This window comes from Rubrivirga sp. (assembly GCF_965213695.1).
Lineage (GTDB): Bacteria > Bacteroidota > Rhodothermia > Rhodothermales > Rubricoccaceae > Rubrivirga.
On record NZ_OZ243912.1, the window covers coordinates 3,850,084 to 3,865,581 of the forward strand.

Here is a 15,498-nt window from a genome sequence, read left to right on the forward strand (position 1 = left end):
CGCCCACGGAGGTGCGGCTCGACCTTGCGCGACGCCCCCGCCCCATCCCATGTCCCTCACCCTCTCCGACGCCGACCGCGCCACGGCCGTCGCCGCGCTCCGCCGCTGGTCCGCCGACCACCTTGACGAGCCGCTCGGCGACCTCGCCGCCGGTCTCCTCCTCGAGTTCGTCCTTGAGGAGATCGGCCCGTCGATCTACAACCGCGCCCTCGCCGACGCCCAGCGTCACTTGGTCGCCCGCGTCGCCGACCTCGACGTCGAGATCGGCCTGGAGGCGTTCCCGGACTCGGCGCGGCGCTGACGGGCCGCCTACGCCGTCGACGGCCGCGTCACCAGGACCGCTTCGACAGGCGCATCGGCCTCCGCCTCGGCGCTGCCGGGGTACGGGTCGAGACCGGTCACGACGACCTGGATCTCGCCCCACTCGACCATCGACGTCTCGTCGTCTCTCATCATCGCGTGGGGGACGGTCAGGACGAACGGCTCGCCGTCGACCTCGACGCGGATCTGGGCCCGCCCGGCGCGGATGCAGTCGACGCCCTCGGGGCACCGGCTGTCCTCGACGACCTCGACGAACCGGACCGTGTGGCCGTCCCGGCGGGCCGTCTCGCCGACCTCCAGGCGGAGCGGCTCGCCCGCGTCGGGCGTGCGGCCCGCGTCGGCAGGCGCCTCGGACGGGTCGGCAGGCGTTTCCGTGGGGGACTGAGCCGTCGCGCAGCCCGCGGCGGTGAGGGGCAGGACGGCGGCGAGCAGGGCGGCGCGGAGCATGGGACCGGGGCAGGGGCGCAGACAACGCCCGACCGCCCCGGCCGGTGCCCTACCGGTCAAACGAGACGACGGTGACGACCGGCGTGTCGTCGCTCGGCGTCTGAGTCGGCTCCGGCGTCAGGCGGACGGCGAACAGGACCCGGTCGCCGACGCGGGCGCCCGCGTCGGGCCGCCGCTCGGGGTCGACCACCAAGAGCGTGATCTCCTGACCGCCGGCCATGAGCGAGACCCGGGCCTGGCCCTCCCAGATGCAGGCGACGCCGGCCGGGCAGCGGGAGTCCTCAACGACGTCGTCGAACGTGAGCGACAGGCCGTCGAGCGAGGCCGTCTCGTCGAGGGCGATGGAGACCTCGCCGGACTGGGCGTCGGCCGCGTACGTGTCGGCGTCGGTCGAGTCGCAGGCGATCAGGCCGAGGACGAGGAGCAGGAGGAGCGAGCGGAAGGCCATGGGGGTGCGGGAAGGAGGCGGGGAGCCGACGCGAAGGTAAAACCCGACGGGCGGTTCTCGTCAACGGACCGGCCGAACGGTCTGACGAACAGGCGGATCGGGCTAGAGCCGCGTCCGAACGCCGAACTGGTGGAGCCCGCCGAAGTCGCCCCAGTTCGAGAAGGCGTAGTCGACGGCCACGCGGCGCAGCACGATGCCGGCGCCGACGCTGACGCCGGCCAGGTCGAGCCGCCCGCCCGAGCGGAGGTCGGCCCCGCGGCGGCCGTTGTAGCCGGCCCGGACGGCGAACGACGACCCGAGCGCGAGCTCGCCGCCGACGGCGAGGTGGTCGAGCGTCCGGTCCATGAGCGACGAGTCGGCCCGGACGCCGCCGGCCTGCAAGTCGATCCCGGCGACGGAGACCGTCAGCGGGACGTAGCGGAGCCGCTTCGACACGACCACCCGGACGTCGAGCGGGAGCCGGTCGGTCTCGGTCCCGAACGACGACAGCATGGCCCCGACGTGGTGGACGCTCGCGCCCAGCACCCACCCCTGCTCGGGCACGGCATACGTCACGCCGACGTCGCCCGCGAGCGCCTGGGCCCCGGCGTCGTCGAGCGACGCGAACAGGGCGTGCGCCGCCAGCCCGACGCGGAGCTGGGGCAGCACCTCGCGCGAGGCCGCGACGGTCACGGCCGCCTCGCTCGCGCCGAACGTGCCCAGCGTCTCGCCCTCGGCCTCGGCGCCGGTCCGCCGCTCGAACTCGCCGTACGACAGGTAGCGGACGCCGCCGGCCAGGCTCAGCCCGCCCAGCCACCCCACGTCGCGGGCGTAGACGGCCGTCCCCGCGTTGACGTCGGAGACCAGGTTCGTGTAGCTCAGCGCGACCGTCCCGTCGGCGTCGGGCGTGAGGAGGGCCGGGTTGGCGAACGCCGCCGACGGGTCGTCGCTGGCCAGCGCGGCGGGCCCGGCGAGCGCGGCCGTCCGCGCGGAGACGTCCAGGCGAACGAGGTCGAACGCGGTCTGCGTCCGCGACTGAGCGGAGGCCGGGACGGCGAGGCCGAGCGCGAGGGCGGCGGCGAGGAGACGAGCACGCATGAGCGGAGAAACCGACGGGCGGCGGGCAGGCGACTGGGGACCGTCTCGAAGGGGCGTCTCGGTGCTCGGAGGGTGCGGCCCGAAGCTACACCGTCTCCGGCCCGTTCGCAGGTCACGCCCGACTGCCCCCGGGCAAGCGCGACCTCCCGGCCCGCCGTAGGGGCGACCCGGCGGTCGCCCCTACCCGGCGCAGGACTCTGAGGACGCGCCTCGTGCGAATCGGGGGCGAAGCCGCGCGAGCGGGCGCCTCCGGCCCGTTCTCGGTCGGCACCCCGGCTCCCGGCTCCTCGCCGGGAAGAACGCGCGGAAACAGGCCGGGCGACGAAACGGACGGGCCCTCCGCACCGTCCTTGACCGGTTCCGCCGAGGGCGGCACGTACCTTGTCCGAGGCCCCACGCCTCCCCTTTTTTCGATCCTCCGCATCTATGCTCAAGGCCCTCCAAAAGCTCTTCGGCGGCGACTCCAACGACCGCGAGCTCAAAAAGCTCTGGCCCCTCGTCGACGAGATCAACGCGCACGCCGAGCGGCTCCAGCACGTCACCGACGACGAGCTCCGGGCCCGCACCGAGGCGTTCCGCGAGCGGATCGCCGAGGCCGCCGCGCCCATCGAGGCCGAGCAGGCCGACGTCCGCGCCCGGCTCCTGGCCGCCGGCGGCGACAACGCCGACGCCGACCCGACGACCGGCGACACGCTCTCGGTCCGCGACCGCCAGGACCTCTACGGACGGCTCGACGACCTGGAGGGCGACTGGATCGACGCCGTCGAGGACGTGCTCGACGAGATCCTGCCCGAGGCGTTCGGCGTCGTCAAGGAGACGTGCCGGCGGTTTGTGGGCAAGACGTGGGAGGCCGGCGGGTCCGAGATCGAGTGGAACATGGTCCCGTTCGACGTCCAGCTGTTGGGCGGCGTGGTGCTCCACCGCGGGCAGGTGGCCGAGATGAAGACGGGCGAGGGCAAGACGCTCACGTCGGTGGCCCCGATCTACCTCAACGCGCTCGTCGGGCGCGGCGTCCACATCGTCACGGTCAACCCGTACCTCGCCCAGCGCGACGCCGAGTGGATGGCGCCGATCTTCGAGTTCCACGGGCTCACCGTCGACTGCATCGACAAGCACCCGTCGCACAGCCCGGGCCGGCGCCAGTCCTACCGGGCCGACATCACCTACGGGACCAACAACGAGTTCGGGTTCGACTACCTCCGCGACAACTCGTTCGTGGTCGACGCCGAGCAGCTCGTCCAGCGCCAGCACCACTACGCCATCGTCGACGAGGTCGACTCGGTCCTGATCGACGAGGCGCGGACGCCGCTCATCATCTCGGGCCCCGTCCCCCAGGCGTCGATCGACGAGTTCAAGGAGTTCAACCCGCCCGTCGAGAAGCTCGTCCGCGACCAGCAGAAGCTCGTCGCCGGCTACGTCTCGGACGCCGAGCGGAAGCTCCGGGAGGCCGACGAGATCGAGGAGACGGACAAGAAGCGGGCCCGCCAGCTCCGCGACGAGGCCGGGCTCGCCCTCCTTCGCGCTCAGCGCGGGTACCCCCGCAACAAGAAGCTCATCAAGCTCAAGGGCGAGACGGGCGTCGAGATGCTGATCCGCTCCGTCGAGGCCATCTATCTCGCAGAAAGCGCCAAGCGGATGCCCGAGGTCGACGAGCCGCTGTTCTTCGCGCTCGACGAGGCCCAGCACCAGCTCGAGATGACCGACCGGGGGCGCGAGTCCATCGGCCGGGCCGCCGGGACCGACGCCGACTTTTTCGTCATCCCCGACGTGGGCAGCGAGATCGCCCGGATCGAGGGGACGTACGCCGAGAAGAAAGCGGCCCTCGTCGAGTCGCTCAAGAGCGACGCCAGCTTGGACGAGGAGAAGCGCCAGCACAAGCTCGACAACGACTTGCGCGTCCTGCGCAACGAGGCCGAGGAGGCCAAGCGGCTGCTCTACACGCAGTACGCCGAGAAGTCCGAGCGCATCCACGCGGTCAACCAGCTCTTGCGTGGGTACACGTTGTACGAGAAGGACAAGGAGTACATCGTCCAGGACGACAAGGTGATGATCGTCGACGAGCACACGGGCCGGGTGCTCCCCGGACGCCGGTACTCGGACGGGCTCCACCAGGCGATTGAGGCCAAGGAAAAGGTCAAGGTCCAGGCGGCGACCCAGACCTACGCCACCATCACGATCCAGAACTACTTCCGGATGTACGCCAAGCTGGCGGGCATGACGGGCACGGCCGAGACCGAGGCCGAGGAGTTCAGCAAGATCTACAAGCTCCCCGTCGTCGTGGTGCCGACGAACCGGCCCATCGCGCGCGACGACGACGACGACCTCATCTACAAGACGAAGCGGGCCAAGTACAAGGCGCTCCTCGACCGGATCCAAGAGATCCACGAGACGGGCCAGCCGCTCCTGATCGGCACGGCGTCTGTCGAGACGTCGGAGCAGATGTCGCGCCTGCTCCAGGGCGCCAAGATCCCGCACAACGTGCTCAACGCGAAGGCGAGCCGGGCCCAGGCCGAGGCCCAGATCGTCGCCGAGGCCGGCCAGATCGGCGCGGTCACGATCGCGACGAACATGGCCGGGCGAGGGACCGACATCAAGCTGGCCCCGGGCGTCACCGAGCTCGGCGGGCTCGCCATCCTGGGGACCGAGCGCCACGACAGCCGCCGGATCGACTTGCAGCTCCGGGGCCGCGCCGGCCGTCAGGGCGACCCCGGCTTCAGCCAGTTCTACGTCTCGCTCGAGGACGACCTGATGCGCTTGTTCGGCCACGACCGGACGGCCAAGATCATGGACAAGCTCGGGATGGAGGAGGACGAGGTCCTCACCCACAAGTGGCTCACCAAGGGCGTCGAGCGGTCCCAGACCAAGGTCGAGCAGAACCACTTCGCGTCTCGCAAGCGCCAGCTCGAGTACGACGACGTGCTCAACGCCCAGCGCGAGGTGATCTACGACCGACGGATGCACGCGCTCGAAGGCGACCGGCTCCGCGGCGACATCCTGGACATGCTCTCGGAGCTCGTCGAGCGGATCGTCGGCGAGCACTTCGGCAACGGCGACCTGGAGGAGATCCGCGAGGGGCTCCGGCTCCACCTCGCCTTCGACATGGAGATCGACCCCCAGGTGGCGCACAGCCTAGGCGAGCAGGGGCTCATCGACCGGATCCTGGACGAGGCGACGGCCCACTACCGCCGCAAGCGGTCCGCGTTGGCGGGCCCGTTCTACACCTCCGCCAAGGAGATGATGGACAAGGCGGACGAGGACAAGCGTCCCAAAAAGCTCTACGTCGACTTTACCGACGGCCGCCGCGTGCTCCGGGCGACCGTCACGCCGGAGGCCGTCCTGGAGAGCCAGGGCCAAGAGATCAACGACGCGCTCGAGCGGGCCGCCGTGCTCTCGGTGATCGACGAGAAGTGGACCGAACACTTGCGTGACCTCGACGAGGTCAAGCAGGGTGTCGGGCTCCGCTCGTACGGCCAGAAGGACCCGCTCATCGAGTACAAGATGGAGGCCTTCAAGCTGTTCAAGGAGCTCGTCCAGACGGTCGACGAGGAAGTCGTCGGGTTGGTGTTCAAGGCCGGGCCGCTCGTCCAGGGCGACAGCCAGCGCCAGGCGGCCCGGCGCGTCCAGCAGGTCTCGAAGCCGCGCCTGGACGCCAACCGCGCCACGGCGACGCAGGAGAAGGCGACGCCCGACTACGCGGCCGGCATCGGCGGCGACGGCGCCTCGTCGGCCGAGCGCGACCCGACGGCCAAGGCGGCCCCGGTCGTGGTCGAGAAGACGGCCGGCCGGAACGAGCCGTGCCCCTGCGGCTCGGGCAAGAAGTACAAGCACTGCCACGGCCGGGGCTAGCCCGCCATCGGGTGGTTTTCTGATCGGGTGATCGGGTGATCGGTTGCCTCGATCATCCGATCACCCGATCATTCATCTCCCGATGCTCCGCAGCCTCTCCATCCGCGACTACGCGCTCATCGAGCGGCTCGAAGTCGAGTTCGACAGCGGGCTCAACATCATCACGGGCGAGACGGGCGCGGGCAAGTCGATCCTGCTGGGCGCGCTCAAGCTCTTGTTGGGCGAGCGCGCCAGCACGGAGGCCCTGCGGACTGGGGCCAAGAAGGCCGTCGTCGAGGGCGTGTTCGACAACGCCGACGAGGGGCGGTTGCCGGCGCTGTTGGAGGAGCACGAGATCGACCCGTCCGAGGGCGGCTACCTCGTCGTCCGCCGCGAGATCTCGGCGCGCGGCTCGCGCGCGTTCATCAACGACACGCCGGCCACGCTCGACGTGCTGCGTGAGGTGGCCTCGAACACCATCGACCTCCACGGCCAGCACGAGCACCAGTCGCTCTTGCGGACCGAGACGCACGTCGAGCTCCTCGACAACTTCGGCGGGTTGGGCGGGCTCGTCGACACCTACCGGAAGGCGTACCGGGTCGTGGCCGCGCTGACGTCGGAGCGGGCGGACCTGGTCCGCCGCGAGTCCGAGCTCCAAAAGCAGAAGGAGCTCTACGCCTTCCAGATCGAGGAGATCGACGCGGCGGCGCTGCTGCCCGACGAGGCCGACGACCTGGAGGCCGAGCGCCGGATCCTGGAGAACGCCGAGCGGCTCTACGAGGCGACGGCCGAGCTCTACGCCCAGATCTCCGAGTCCGACGACGCGCTCTACGACCGGCTCGTCCTGGTCCGCAACCAGCTCCAGGACCTGGCCCGGATCGACTCGGCCTTCGACGATACGCTCGCCGACATCCGCTCGGCCGAGATCGCGCTCAAGGAGGCGACCCAGTTTTTGCAGGGCTACAACGCCGAGGTCGAGTTCAACCCCGAGCGACTCGACGAGATTCGGGAGCGGATGGGCGAGATCGACTACCTCGAGCGGAAATACGGCGGGACCGTCGAGGCCGTCCTGGCCTACCGCGAGGACATCGGCGCGACCTACGCGCTGGCAAAGGACTTCGAGGGGGCCATCGCCCGGCTCGACGGCCAGATCGAGGCGGCCCAGGAGGCGCTCAGCCAGGCCGCGTACCGGCTCTCCCAAAAACGCCACGAGGTGGCCCAGCGGATTGAGGAGGCCGTCGGCGTGGAGCTGGCGACGCTGGGGATGCCCCACGCCCGGTTCGAGGTCCGGTTCGGGTTCCAGGACGACCCCGCCGGCTGGGTCCGGCTGCCCGAGGGGGCCCGCCAGCGGCCCGTCCAGGCGTTCCCGGCCGGGGCCGACCTGGTCGAGTTCCACCTCTCGGCGAACCTGGGCGAGGACCCGAAGCCGCTCGCGAAGGTGGCCTCCGGCGGCGAGGTGTCCCGGATCATGCTGGCGCTCAAGGCGATCCTGGCCAAGTCCGAGCGGCTGCCGATCCTGGTGTTCGACGAGATCGACACGGGGATCTCGGGCCCCATCGCCCGGCGCGCGGGCGAGTCGATGCACCGGCTGGCCCAGTTCCACCAGATCATCGCGATCACGCACCTCCCCCAGATCGCGAGCCTGGGCGACGTCCACTTCCTGGTCGAGAAGACCGTCGAGGAGGGGCGGACGCGGACCTACATCCGCCGGCTCGACGAGGCCGAGCGGGCCGAGGCCGTCGCCGGCTTGCTCTCGGGCGACGCGGTCTCGGAGGCCGCGCTCCAGTCCGCGAGGGAGCTGATCGAGAGCGGACGGCTCGACGGGTAGCGCCGGCCGCCCTCAGCCGGGGTAGCCGCCGGAGACGAACTGGCGGAGCCCCTCGGCCTCGCCCTCGGCCCGCTGGAGCCGCGCCCGCACCAGGTCGCCGATGGACACGACGCCCACGAGCTCGCCGTCGCGGAGCACGGGGAGGTGGCGGATCTTCCGCTTGGTCATGAGCGCGAGGCACCCGTCGACGCTCTCGTCCGGCCCGACGGTCACCAGGTCGGCCGTCATGACGTCGCGGACGGCCGTCTCGCGCGAGGTCCGGCCTTCGAGCGCGATCCGCCGGAGGTAGTCGCGCTCGGTGAAGATGCCCCGGAGCGCGTCGCCCTCGACGACCAGGATCGAGCCGACGTTGCGCTCGACCATCCGGCCGATGGCTTCAAAGACGGTGGCGTCGGGACCGATGGTGACGAGGTCGGTCGGGCTGCGGCCGACGAGGGAGGCGATGGTCATGGCGCTGCGGGATAGGTGTCACCAACATAAGGGGTTCACGGCCGGATCTAGCAAGGCGAGCGCTCCGAACGTCGTGGGGACACGGCTTGCCGGGGTCATCCGCCGGGCCCGGATGCTCTTTCCGTCGCGGAGGGTGACCTTCTTCCAGTGAGACGCGGCGTTCTGATTCCCTTCCCCCGTCGCTCCCATGACTGCCCGCCCGTTCGCCCTCGCCCTCCTCGTCGCCGCGTCGGCGGCCGTCGCCCAGCCGAGCTTCAGCGTCGGCGGCCTCGTCGGGTCCGGCGGGCCCGACGGCGGCACGCCCGAGTTCCTCATGGCCGGGACCGTCGGCGGCGCCCTGGCCACCGGCCGCCTGTTGTGGACTGCCGACGTCGAGCTCGGCGCGGCCTCGCACACGACGGGCGGCGGGTACAGCTTCGACACCGAGGCGCCCGACCTCTTCGACGGCGGGACGCCGTGCCGCGACCTGAACTCGGGGCGGACCGTCTCGCGCAGCCTGTGCGAGGACACGCGCGCCGTCGCCTCGCTCTCCGCCGACGTGAGCCTGCTCGTGCCCGGCGTCCGCGGCTTGTCGGTCGGGGCCGGGGTCCGCGTCGGGTTCCAGCCGGGGCCAACCCTCACGGCCGGCTACACGGTCGGGCCGGGGCCCGTCGAGGGCCTGCGGATCGAGGGCGTGATGGCCCAGCGGATGGTGGGCGTCGGCACGTCGATCCTGTTCGGGCTGTAGCGCTGACGGGAGCCCGGCGGCCCGGCGGGCGTTCGGCCGAGCCCCCCTCGCCCCGCCATGTCCGGCCCCGACCCCGCCGCCCTCCGCTTCGGCCCCGACGACCGCCTCGACGACCGCGACCCGGCGGCCACCGACGCCTTCGCGGGCGAGGACCAAGCCCGTGACTTCACGGAGGACAGCGCCCGCCGCCTGGCCCGGGCCCAGCTCATGCTGGAGGCGCACGGGACGCACGGGCTGCTGATCGTGGTCGAGGGGATGGACGCGGCCGGCAAGGACGAGGCGATCCACCACGTGATGGGCGCCGTCGACCCGGGCTCGGCGCGGGCCCGCTCGTTCGCGTCGATGTCGGACGACGAGGCCCGCCACGTCTTCTTGCGCCGGGCCGCGATTGCGGCGCCCGCACGCGGCGAGCTCGCCATCTTCAACCGGTCGCACTACAGCCAGGTCGTCGGCGACCGCGTCTCGCCCGAGCTCCTGGACGACCAGTCGCTCCCGCCCGAGGTCGAGGCCGGCGCCGAGAGCGGCGCGCTCTGGGACGACCGGTTCCGACAGATCCGCGACTTCGAGCGGACCTTGGTCGAGAACGGGGTCGCCGTGGTCAAGCTCTTTTTCCACGTCTCGAAGGACGAGCAGCGGCGGCGCCTCCTGGAGCGGATCGAGCGGCCCGAGAAGCGGTGGGACTTTGGCAAGGCCGACATCGAGAAGCGCGAGCAGTGGGACGCCTTCCTCGACGCCTACGGCGCCGCGCTCCGGGCCACCACCACCGACCGGGCGCCGTGGTTCGTGATCCCGTCGGACCAGAAGTGGTACTCGCGGGCCGCCGCCGCGTCCGTCGTTTTGGGCGCGCTCCACGGTCTCCACGACGACTTCCCCGAGCCCGACGACGACCAGCGCGAGTTGTTGGAATGGGGCCGCCAGCAGCTCGAAAGCGACGACAGCTGACCCGGCCTACTCCGGGACCGGCGCCGCGTTGACCGTGACGGCGCCGAGCAGACCGTAGCCGCCGACGACGTTCGAGGGGAGGTCGATCGGCTCTTGGAACGGGTTGAAGTCCTCGCCGGCGGGGTAGCCGAACCACGCGATCTGGTAGGCCCCGAACGTCTCGGCGTCGACCGCGACGAGCCAGACAGCTTCGAACTCGGGCTCCTCCCTGCGGTCGGGGTGGATCAGATCGTGGACCCGGACCTTGAGCGACCGGGCCTCCCCGTCGAACACCTCGTCGGTGAACGTGGCGAAGCTGATGCCGTTGGTCGGGATCGTCCGGGCGCCGGCCAGGAGCACCGGGTCGGACGTGGTGTAGGTGAACCGCGTGTGCGGCACGCGGTAGTGGACCGTGGTGTCGCTGCAGGACACGCCGCCACGGTCGCAGGTCTGGTACGTGTCCGTGTAGGTCCACGGCCCGCTCACAGCCATCAGCGCGTAGCGGTCGCCGAGGCCGGCCGGGTCGCGGAATGAGACGGCGACGTCGCGGTCGACGCGGATCCAGCCCGGGACCTCGGCCTCGACCGGCGGCCCGACGTCGAGCGTGACCGGGACGCGGCCTGGGACCGTGACCGTCGCCTCGGCCGCGGGGTAGCCCGGCGCCGAGGCCCGGAGCGTGTACGTCGCCCCGGGCTCGACGACGACGTCCGAGATGAACGCGCCGCACTCGACCGTCACCGGCCCCGCGACCGGGTCGACCGGCTTGGAGTAGTCGGGGCACTCGGCCGAGGCGAGGCGGAGCGGGCCGAGCGAGGCGCCGTCGCGGAACAGCTCGGCCACCGTCCCCTGCGGGATCTCGAACAAGCCGTCGTCGGGGTAGCGGCCGTAGGGGTCGGCCGCGGCCGTGATCCGGACCTCGACCGTCGAGTCGGCCGCGAGGACGCCGTTGAGGGTGAGGGCCGGCTCGAAGTCGGGGAGCGGGACGTCGAGCGTCGGCGTGAAGTCGCAGGCGCCGAGCGTTCCAGCGAGGACCGCTGCCAGCAGAATGAGGGACGGGCGTCGCATCAGAACGAGAACTGGTAGGAGAGCGTCGGGAGGACCGGGAAGAGCGCCAGGCCCGTGAGCTGGCGGCGGCCGTCGTCGCCGTAGCCCCGCTCGAGCGTCGTCATGAAGGGGTTCTTCCGGTTTGTCGCGTTGTACACGTTGAGGTGGAGCGCGTGCGGGCGCGGGCCCCGCCGGAAGTGCCACGACACGCCGAGGTCGAGGCGGGCGGTTGCCGGCAGGCGGAAGCCGTTGCGCGGGCCGTAGTCCGTCTGTGCTGTGAGGTCGTTGCCGCCCTGGGGCCGGACCCACCCGGCGAGGTCGCCCCAGCCGTAGCGCGGCGCCTGGTAGAGCGCTTGGGGGAGCGTGACCGCGTCGCCGGTCCCATAGACGAAGGCCGCCGACACGTCGAACTTGTTCGAGAGCCGGTACTGCGCCGTGAGCGAGAGGTCGTGGCGGCGGTCGTAGCGGAAGGGGAACCGCTCGCCGCTGTTGATGGCGTCGAACTGGCGGTCGGTCTTGGCGAGGGTGTAGCCGGCCCAGGCCGTGAGCCGGTCGGTCCGGTGCTGGACAAACGCTTCGAGCCCGAACGAGCGGCCCTCGCCCACTTCAACCAGATCCTGCCAGTCGTCGAACGGGGCCGTGAACGCGGCGCCCTCGCGATAGGCCACCAGCCCGCGCATCTCGCGCCAGTACCCTTCCAACGTCCACGACGTCCGGCCGGACGGGAGCGAGCCGGCTGCGCCGAGCGCCGCCTGCCACCCGCGCTCGGGCCCGATCTGCTCAGTGGCCGGGACCCAGAGGTCGGCAGGGAGCCCGATGCCGCCGCCGGTCGTCAGGAGGTGGAGCGGCTGCTGGGTCGTCGCGAACGAGGCCTTGAGTGCGAGCCGGTCGGCGGCGCGGAACGACGCCGCCAGCCGCGGCTCGACGGACGGGTAGACGGTCCCGCCGACGGCGTAGAGCGCGCCGTGGAGGCCCAGCCCGAGCGTGAGCCGGTCCGTCACGCGCCACTCGTCCTCGGCGTAGGCCACGACGTCGACCCCGCTCGTGGGCGTCGTCCCGAGCGTCGTGTCCGCGGCGCCGGTCCCGACGAGCGAGAGGGCGCCCGGCGTGAACCGGTGGAGGCCCGCGCCGCCGCCGAGCCGGAGCGTGTGGCCGCGGCCCGCCGCGAGGTCGAGGTCAACACGCGCCGTGAGGTCGCGGATGCCCGAGCGGTACTGGGCCCGCGCCGTCGTCGGCTCCGGCCCACCCACGCCGTCCTCGATGTCGACGCCGACATCGAAGGCGTAGTCGCTGGCGGCGAGCGTGACGGCGGCGAAGGCCCGGGGCGAGAGCACGCGCGTGCCCCTCAGCGAGCCCGTCACGTTGCCCCAGTCCAGGCCGACCGAGGCGCGGTCTTGGGCACCGCCCGGCCGGGGCTCGGTGATGTCGGCGCCGAAGGCGTCGGTGCCGCGGTACAGGCTGAGGTACACGCGGTCGCGCTCGCTCGGCCGCCAGTTGAGCTTGGCGTTGAGGTCGTAGAAATAGGCGCGCGGATCGACCTGCTGGCCGTCGGTCTGGGCCGAGTTCCGGTTGGCGACGGCGATGAACGGCCGGGCCACGACATCGGCGTAGGTCCGCCGCCCGCTGACCAGGAACGAGGCGTTCTCACTGAGCGGGCCCTCCGCCAGCAGCCGCGTCGAGAGCAACCCGACCTGGCCGCTCACGCGGCGCTGGGTGTCGTCGCCGTCGCGCAAGCGGACATCCAAGACCGAACCGAGCCGCCCGCCGTAGCGCGCCGGGTACGCCCCCTTCGTCAGCTCGACGCGCTGGACGGCGTCCCCGTTGAACGTCGAGAGGAAGCCGAACAAGTGGTTCGAGTTGTAGACCGGGACGCCGTCGAGCAGGATCAGCGTCTGGTCCGGCGACCCGCCGCGGACGTAGAGCCCGGCCGTCCCCTCCTGCCCGCCGCGGACACCGGGGAGAAGCTGGACGGCCTTCAGCACGTCGGCCTCGCCCAACAGTGCCGGCAACCCCTGGACGTCAGCGCCGGTGAGCGCGACGCGGCCCATCTGAAGCTCGGTCTCGGGCCGGAGGTCCGCCCCGTCCTCGTCGGCCTCGACGACGACCTCGCCGATGCTGGCGGGCGCCAGCGCCAGGTCGAGCCGGCGGTCGGCGCCGAGCGCGACGGTCTCGGCCCGCGCCTCGTACCCGACCGAGCTGGCGACGACGCGGACCTCGCCGGCCGGCAGCGGCAGGCTGTAGAACCCGTAGGCATTCGTCGTCACGCCCCGGCTGAGGGCGGGCGCGTAGACGGCGGCGCCGGCCAGCACCTCGCCGGTGGCCTCGTCCGAGACGAACCCGCTCAGCGTGTGCGTCGCCTGGACGCGCTCGGCCGGAGGCGCGGGCGCCGAGCGAGCCGGGCGGGCGTCTACCGGAGCGCGGTACAGGGCGACGGTGCCGGACGGGAGCGGCCGGGACTCCACCCCGGTCCCCGCCAGCACGCACGCCAACACGGCCTCAGCCGGCTGGTTCGACGCGCGCGTCACCGCCGGGCACGCCGTCCGCTTCCCGGCGACGAGGTCGGGGGCGTAGACGAGCCGGAGGCCCCGCCGCTCGGCGAGGTCGCGGAGCGCGTCGTCGAGACGGGTCTCGGTCTGGGCCGAGGCGGGGGCGGCGAGCGCGAGCGCCAGCGCGGTGAAGAGAAGTCGAGTGGTCATCGGGCGAGCAGGGCGTAGCCATCGGAGCCGACGGAGAAGCGGAGGTCGAGGTAGGCGGCGACGTCGCCGAGCACGGCGTCGGCCGAGTCGGCGTCGGGCAGAAAGAGGGTGAGGCGGCGGCCGGGATCGACGCCCGCGCCCAGGCGGACCGCCCGCCCGAACCGCCCCTCGACGGCCGCGGCGACCGTCGCCAGCGGCGCGTCGACCACGGAGAACCCGCCGCGGCGCCACGCCGTCACGGCCTCGACGTCGGTGGCCACGGGCGGCGTCGGGGCGCCGGCGCCGGCCACGCGGCTGACCTCGCCCGGATCGAGCGTGACCGCGCCGCCGGCCGACCGCAGGCGGACCGACCCCTCAACGAGCGTCACGGCCGTCTCGTCGGTGCTGGGCCACGAAAGGACGTCGAACACGGTCCCCAGCACCTCGACCTCGGCGTTGCCGGTCTCGACCACGAACGGCCGGCCGTCGGACGCGACCTCAAACAGGCCCTGTCCGTCGAGCGCGACGCGGCGCGTGCCGCCCCACAGTCCACGCCGGAACGCGACCTCGGAGCCGGGCGCGAGCGCGACCGTGCTCCCGTCCGGCAGCGCGACCTCGGCCACCGTCCCCTCGGCCCGGACCTCGACCCGGCCACCGACGACGACGGCGAGGGCGACGACGGCCGCGAGCGCGACGGAGGCGGTCCACCGCGAGAGCCAGCGGGAGTGGTGAATGGGCGACCGGTTGGGGCGAGTAGTTGGGCGGGAAGCCCGCCGGGCTGGCGCCGCGATCCGTCCGCCCTCACCCTGTCCCTCTCCCAGGGGGAGAGGGGACGTCGTAGGGACCGAGGTGCCTATCCCGCCGTCGAGGGCGGCGTCGAGTCGGGCCCACGCGGCATCGGCGTCGGGCGCGGGGGCGTCGGCGGCCAGGCCGGCCACGGCCCAGGCCCGGGCGAGCGGGGCACGGTCGGGCGCGGCCTGGCGGTCGATCCAGGCGCGGACATCGGGGGGCGGAGCAAGGGGCATGGCGGGCACCGGGCTAGAGGAAGGCGTCGGGCGCGTGGCGCCGGAGGTGGTCGCGGAGCGCGGCGAGCGCCCGGCCGACGTGGTTCTCGACCGTCTTCGCCGAGCACCCCATCACGTCGGCGATCTCGGCGTGGCTCAGCCCGTCGAACCGGCTCAGGCCGAACGCCTCGCGCTGGCGGTCCGGCAGCGTCGCGAGCCGGTCGCGGACGAGCGCGCCGAGCAGCGAGGCCTCGGTCGTGGCGTCGGGGAGCGGGGGCGAGGCGGGCGCGTCCATCGTGTCGAGCAGGTCGCGGCGGCGGGCGTGGTCGCGCTGGCGGTTGAGGAGTCGGTTCCGCACGGCGGTGTAAAGGAGGGCCCGGACCGAGCGGTCGGGGTCGAGGTCGGCGCGGCGGCGCCAGAGCGTGAGGAGGGCGTCCTGGACGGCGTCGTCGGCCTCGGCGGGGTCGGCGAGCGTCCGGGCGTAGCGGGCGAGGTCGCCCCAGGCCGACCGGAACAGGGCCTCGAAGGCGGCCCGGTCGCCGGAGCGGACGCGGGCGGCGAGGGCCGAGGGGTCGGGGGTGTCGGTCATGGGGGACGGACGAGATACCCGCGAGCGGGCCGCTCCCCCCAGTCCATTCCGCACGGATCGTTCCGGCACGTCAGGGTCCCGGCGGTCGTTGGTGGGGCGGCCGTTCCCGGCGGACACGATGAGTCGTGTCCCGAGAGGTGCT

General features: G+C 72.6%; 13 protein-coding genes. 5 read left to right on the plus strand and 8 right to left on the minus strand.

From position 1 onward, the window contains the following. The first annotated feature begins 49 nt into the window (after positions 1-49). Positions 50-301 (plus strand): DUF2164 domain-containing protein, encoded by a 252-nt coding sequence (locus ACOOHE_RS17060; RefSeq protein WP_420455290.1) that lies wholly within the window; start codon positions 50-52, stop codon positions 299-301. Between the two features lie 8 nt (positions 302-309). On the opposite strand, the gene ACOOHE_RS17065 is transcribed toward ACOOHE_RS17060, so the two are convergent. The 3 genes from ACOOHE_RS17065 to ACOOHE_RS17075 all read right to left on the minus strand — a co-directional run bounded on the left by ACOOHE_RS17065 (position 310) and on the right by ACOOHE_RS17075 (position 2,293). Beyond that, complete coding sequence (locus tag ACOOHE_RS17065; RefSeq protein WP_420455291.1) at positions 310-768, minus strand: hypothetical protein; 459 nt, start codon at positions 766-768, stop codon at positions 310-312. Between the two features lie 49 nt (positions 769-817). Further along, complete coding sequence (locus tag ACOOHE_RS17070) at positions 818-1,216, minus strand: hypothetical protein (RefSeq protein ID WP_420455292.1); 399 nt, start codon at positions 1,214-1,216, stop codon at positions 818-820. A 102-nt stretch (positions 1,217-1,318) separates the two neighbouring features. Continuing rightward, positions 1,319-2,293: a PorV/PorQ family protein gene (locus ACOOHE_RS17075; protein ID WP_420455293.1), complete on the minus strand. Its 975-nt coding sequence runs from the start codon at positions 2,291-2,293 to the stop codon at positions 1,319-1,321. A 426-nt stretch (positions 2,294-2,719) separates the two neighbouring features. Here ACOOHE_RS17075 and secA point away from each other — a divergent pair, with 426 nt between their 5' ends. Then, positions 2,720-6,139, plus strand: coding sequence for a preprotein translocase subunit SecA (gene secA, locus ACOOHE_RS17080; RefSeq protein ID WP_420455294.1), 3,420 nt, complete (start codon positions 2,720-2,722; stop codon positions 6,137-6,139). 82 nt (positions 6,140-6,221) lie between these two features. Continuing rightward, positions 6,222-7,946 carry a DNA repair protein RecN gene (gene recN, locus ACOOHE_RS17085; protein ID WP_420455295.1) on the plus strand — a complete coding sequence of 575 codons (1,725 nt, stop codon included), beginning with the start codon at positions 6,222-6,224 and terminating at the stop codon, positions 7,944-7,946. 12 nt (positions 7,947-7,958) lie between these two features. Here the strand turns inward: recN and ACOOHE_RS17090 are convergent, their stop codons facing one another. Beyond that, on the minus strand, positions 7,959-8,396 hold the full coding sequence (locus ACOOHE_RS17090) for a CBS domain-containing protein (protein ID WP_420455296.1): 438 nt from the start codon (positions 8,394-8,396) through the stop codon (positions 7,959-7,961). 187 nt (positions 8,397-8,583) lie between these two features. Here ACOOHE_RS17090 and ACOOHE_RS17095 point away from each other — a divergent pair, with 187 nt between their 5' ends. Both ACOOHE_RS17095 and ACOOHE_RS17100 read left to right on the plus strand, forming a co-directional pair. Further along, positions 8,584-9,123, plus strand: coding sequence for a hypothetical protein (locus ACOOHE_RS17095; protein ID WP_420455297.1), 540 nt, complete (start codon positions 8,584-8,586; stop codon positions 9,121-9,123). A gap of 57 nt (positions 9,124-9,180) precedes the next feature. After that, a complete protein-coding gene (locus ACOOHE_RS17100) occupies positions 9,181-10,065 on the plus strand; it encodes a PPK2 family polyphosphate kinase (RefSeq protein ID WP_420455298.1) in 885 nt (294 codons plus the stop codon). A gap of 6 nt (positions 10,066-10,071) precedes the next feature. On the opposite strand, the gene ACOOHE_RS17105 is transcribed toward ACOOHE_RS17100, so the two are convergent. The 4 genes from ACOOHE_RS17105 to ACOOHE_RS17120 are packed head-to-tail and all read right to left on the minus strand — an operon-like array spanning position 10,072 to position 15,356. Further along, positions 10,072-11,109, minus strand: coding sequence for a DUF4249 domain-containing protein (locus tag ACOOHE_RS17105; protein WP_420455299.1), 1,038 nt, complete (start codon positions 11,107-11,109; stop codon positions 10,072-10,074). Next, positions 11,109-13,784 (minus strand): carboxypeptidase regulatory-like domain-containing protein, encoded by a 2,676-nt coding sequence (locus tag ACOOHE_RS17110; protein WP_420455300.1) that lies wholly within the window; start codon positions 13,782-13,784, stop codon positions 11,109-11,111. Before ACOOHE_RS17110 ends, ACOOHE_RS17105 begins: the two co-directional genes overlap by 1 nt. Beyond that, positions 13,781-14,788 carry a FecR family protein gene (locus ACOOHE_RS17115; RefSeq protein WP_420455301.1) on the minus strand — a complete coding sequence of 336 codons (1,008 nt, stop codon included), beginning with the start codon at positions 14,786-14,788 and terminating at the stop codon, positions 13,781-13,783. The genes ACOOHE_RS17110 and ACOOHE_RS17115 overlap by 4 nt, the downstream gene beginning before the upstream one ends. A 13-nt stretch (positions 14,789-14,801) precedes the next feature. After that, positions 14,802-15,356 carry an RNA polymerase sigma-70 factor gene (locus ACOOHE_RS17120; RefSeq protein ID WP_420455302.1) on the minus strand — a complete coding sequence of 185 codons (555 nt, stop codon included), beginning with the start codon at positions 15,354-15,356 and terminating at the stop codon, positions 14,802-14,804. Positions 15,357-15,498: the final 142 nt, after the last annotated feature.

Excerpts from the sequence above, each read along its gene's own strand:
- ACOOHE_RS17070 (WP_420455292.1), bottom strand. The coding sequence starts at position 1,216 with ATGGCCTTCCGCTCGCTCCTCCTGCTCCTCGTCCTCGGCCTGATCGCC.
- ACOOHE_RS17105 (WP_420455299.1), bottom strand. The coding sequence starts at position 11,109 with ATGCGACGCCCGTCCCTCATTCTGCTGGCAGCGGTCCTCGCTGGAACG.
- ACOOHE_RS17120 (WP_420455302.1), bottom strand. The coding sequence starts at position 15,356 with ATGACCGACACCCCCGACCCCTCGGCCCTCGCCGCCCGCGTCCGCTCC.
- ACOOHE_RS17060 (WP_420455290.1), top strand. The coding sequence starts at position 50 with ATGTCCCTCACCCTCTCCGACGCCGACCGCGCCACGGCCGTCGCCGCG.
- ACOOHE_RS17065 (WP_420455291.1), bottom strand. The coding sequence starts at position 768 with ATGCTCCGCGCCGCCCTGCTCGCCGCCGTCCTGCCCCTCACCGCCGCG.
- ACOOHE_RS17110 (WP_420455300.1), bottom strand. The coding sequence starts at position 13,784 with ATGACCACTCGACTTCTCTTCACCGCGCTGGCGCTCGCGCTCGCCGCC.
- recN (WP_420455295.1), top strand. The coding sequence starts at position 6,222 with ATGCTCCGCAGCCTCTCCATCCGCGACTACGCGCTCATCGAGCGGCTC.
- ACOOHE_RS17095 (WP_420455297.1), top strand. The coding sequence starts at position 8,584 with ATGACTGCCCGCCCGTTCGCCCTCGCCCTCCTCGTCGCCGCGTCGGCG.
- ACOOHE_RS17100 (WP_420455298.1), top strand. The coding sequence starts at position 9,181 with ATGTCCGGCCCCGACCCCGCCGCCCTCCGCTTCGGCCCCGACGACCGC.
- secA (WP_420455294.1), top strand. The coding sequence starts at position 2,720 with ATGCTCAAGGCCCTCCAAAAGCTCTTCGGCGGCGACTCCAACGACCGC.
- ACOOHE_RS17075 (WP_420455293.1), bottom strand. The coding sequence starts at position 2,293 with ATGCGTGCTCGTCTCCTCGCCGCCGCCCTCGCGCTCGGCCTCGCCGTC.
- ACOOHE_RS17090 (WP_420455296.1), bottom strand. The coding sequence starts at position 8,396 with ATGACCATCGCCTCCCTCGTCGGCCGCAGCCCGACCGACCTCGTCACC.
- ACOOHE_RS17115 (WP_420455301.1), bottom strand. The coding sequence starts at position 14,788 with ATGCCCCTTGCTCCGCCCCCCGATGTCCGCGCCTGGATCGACCGCCAG.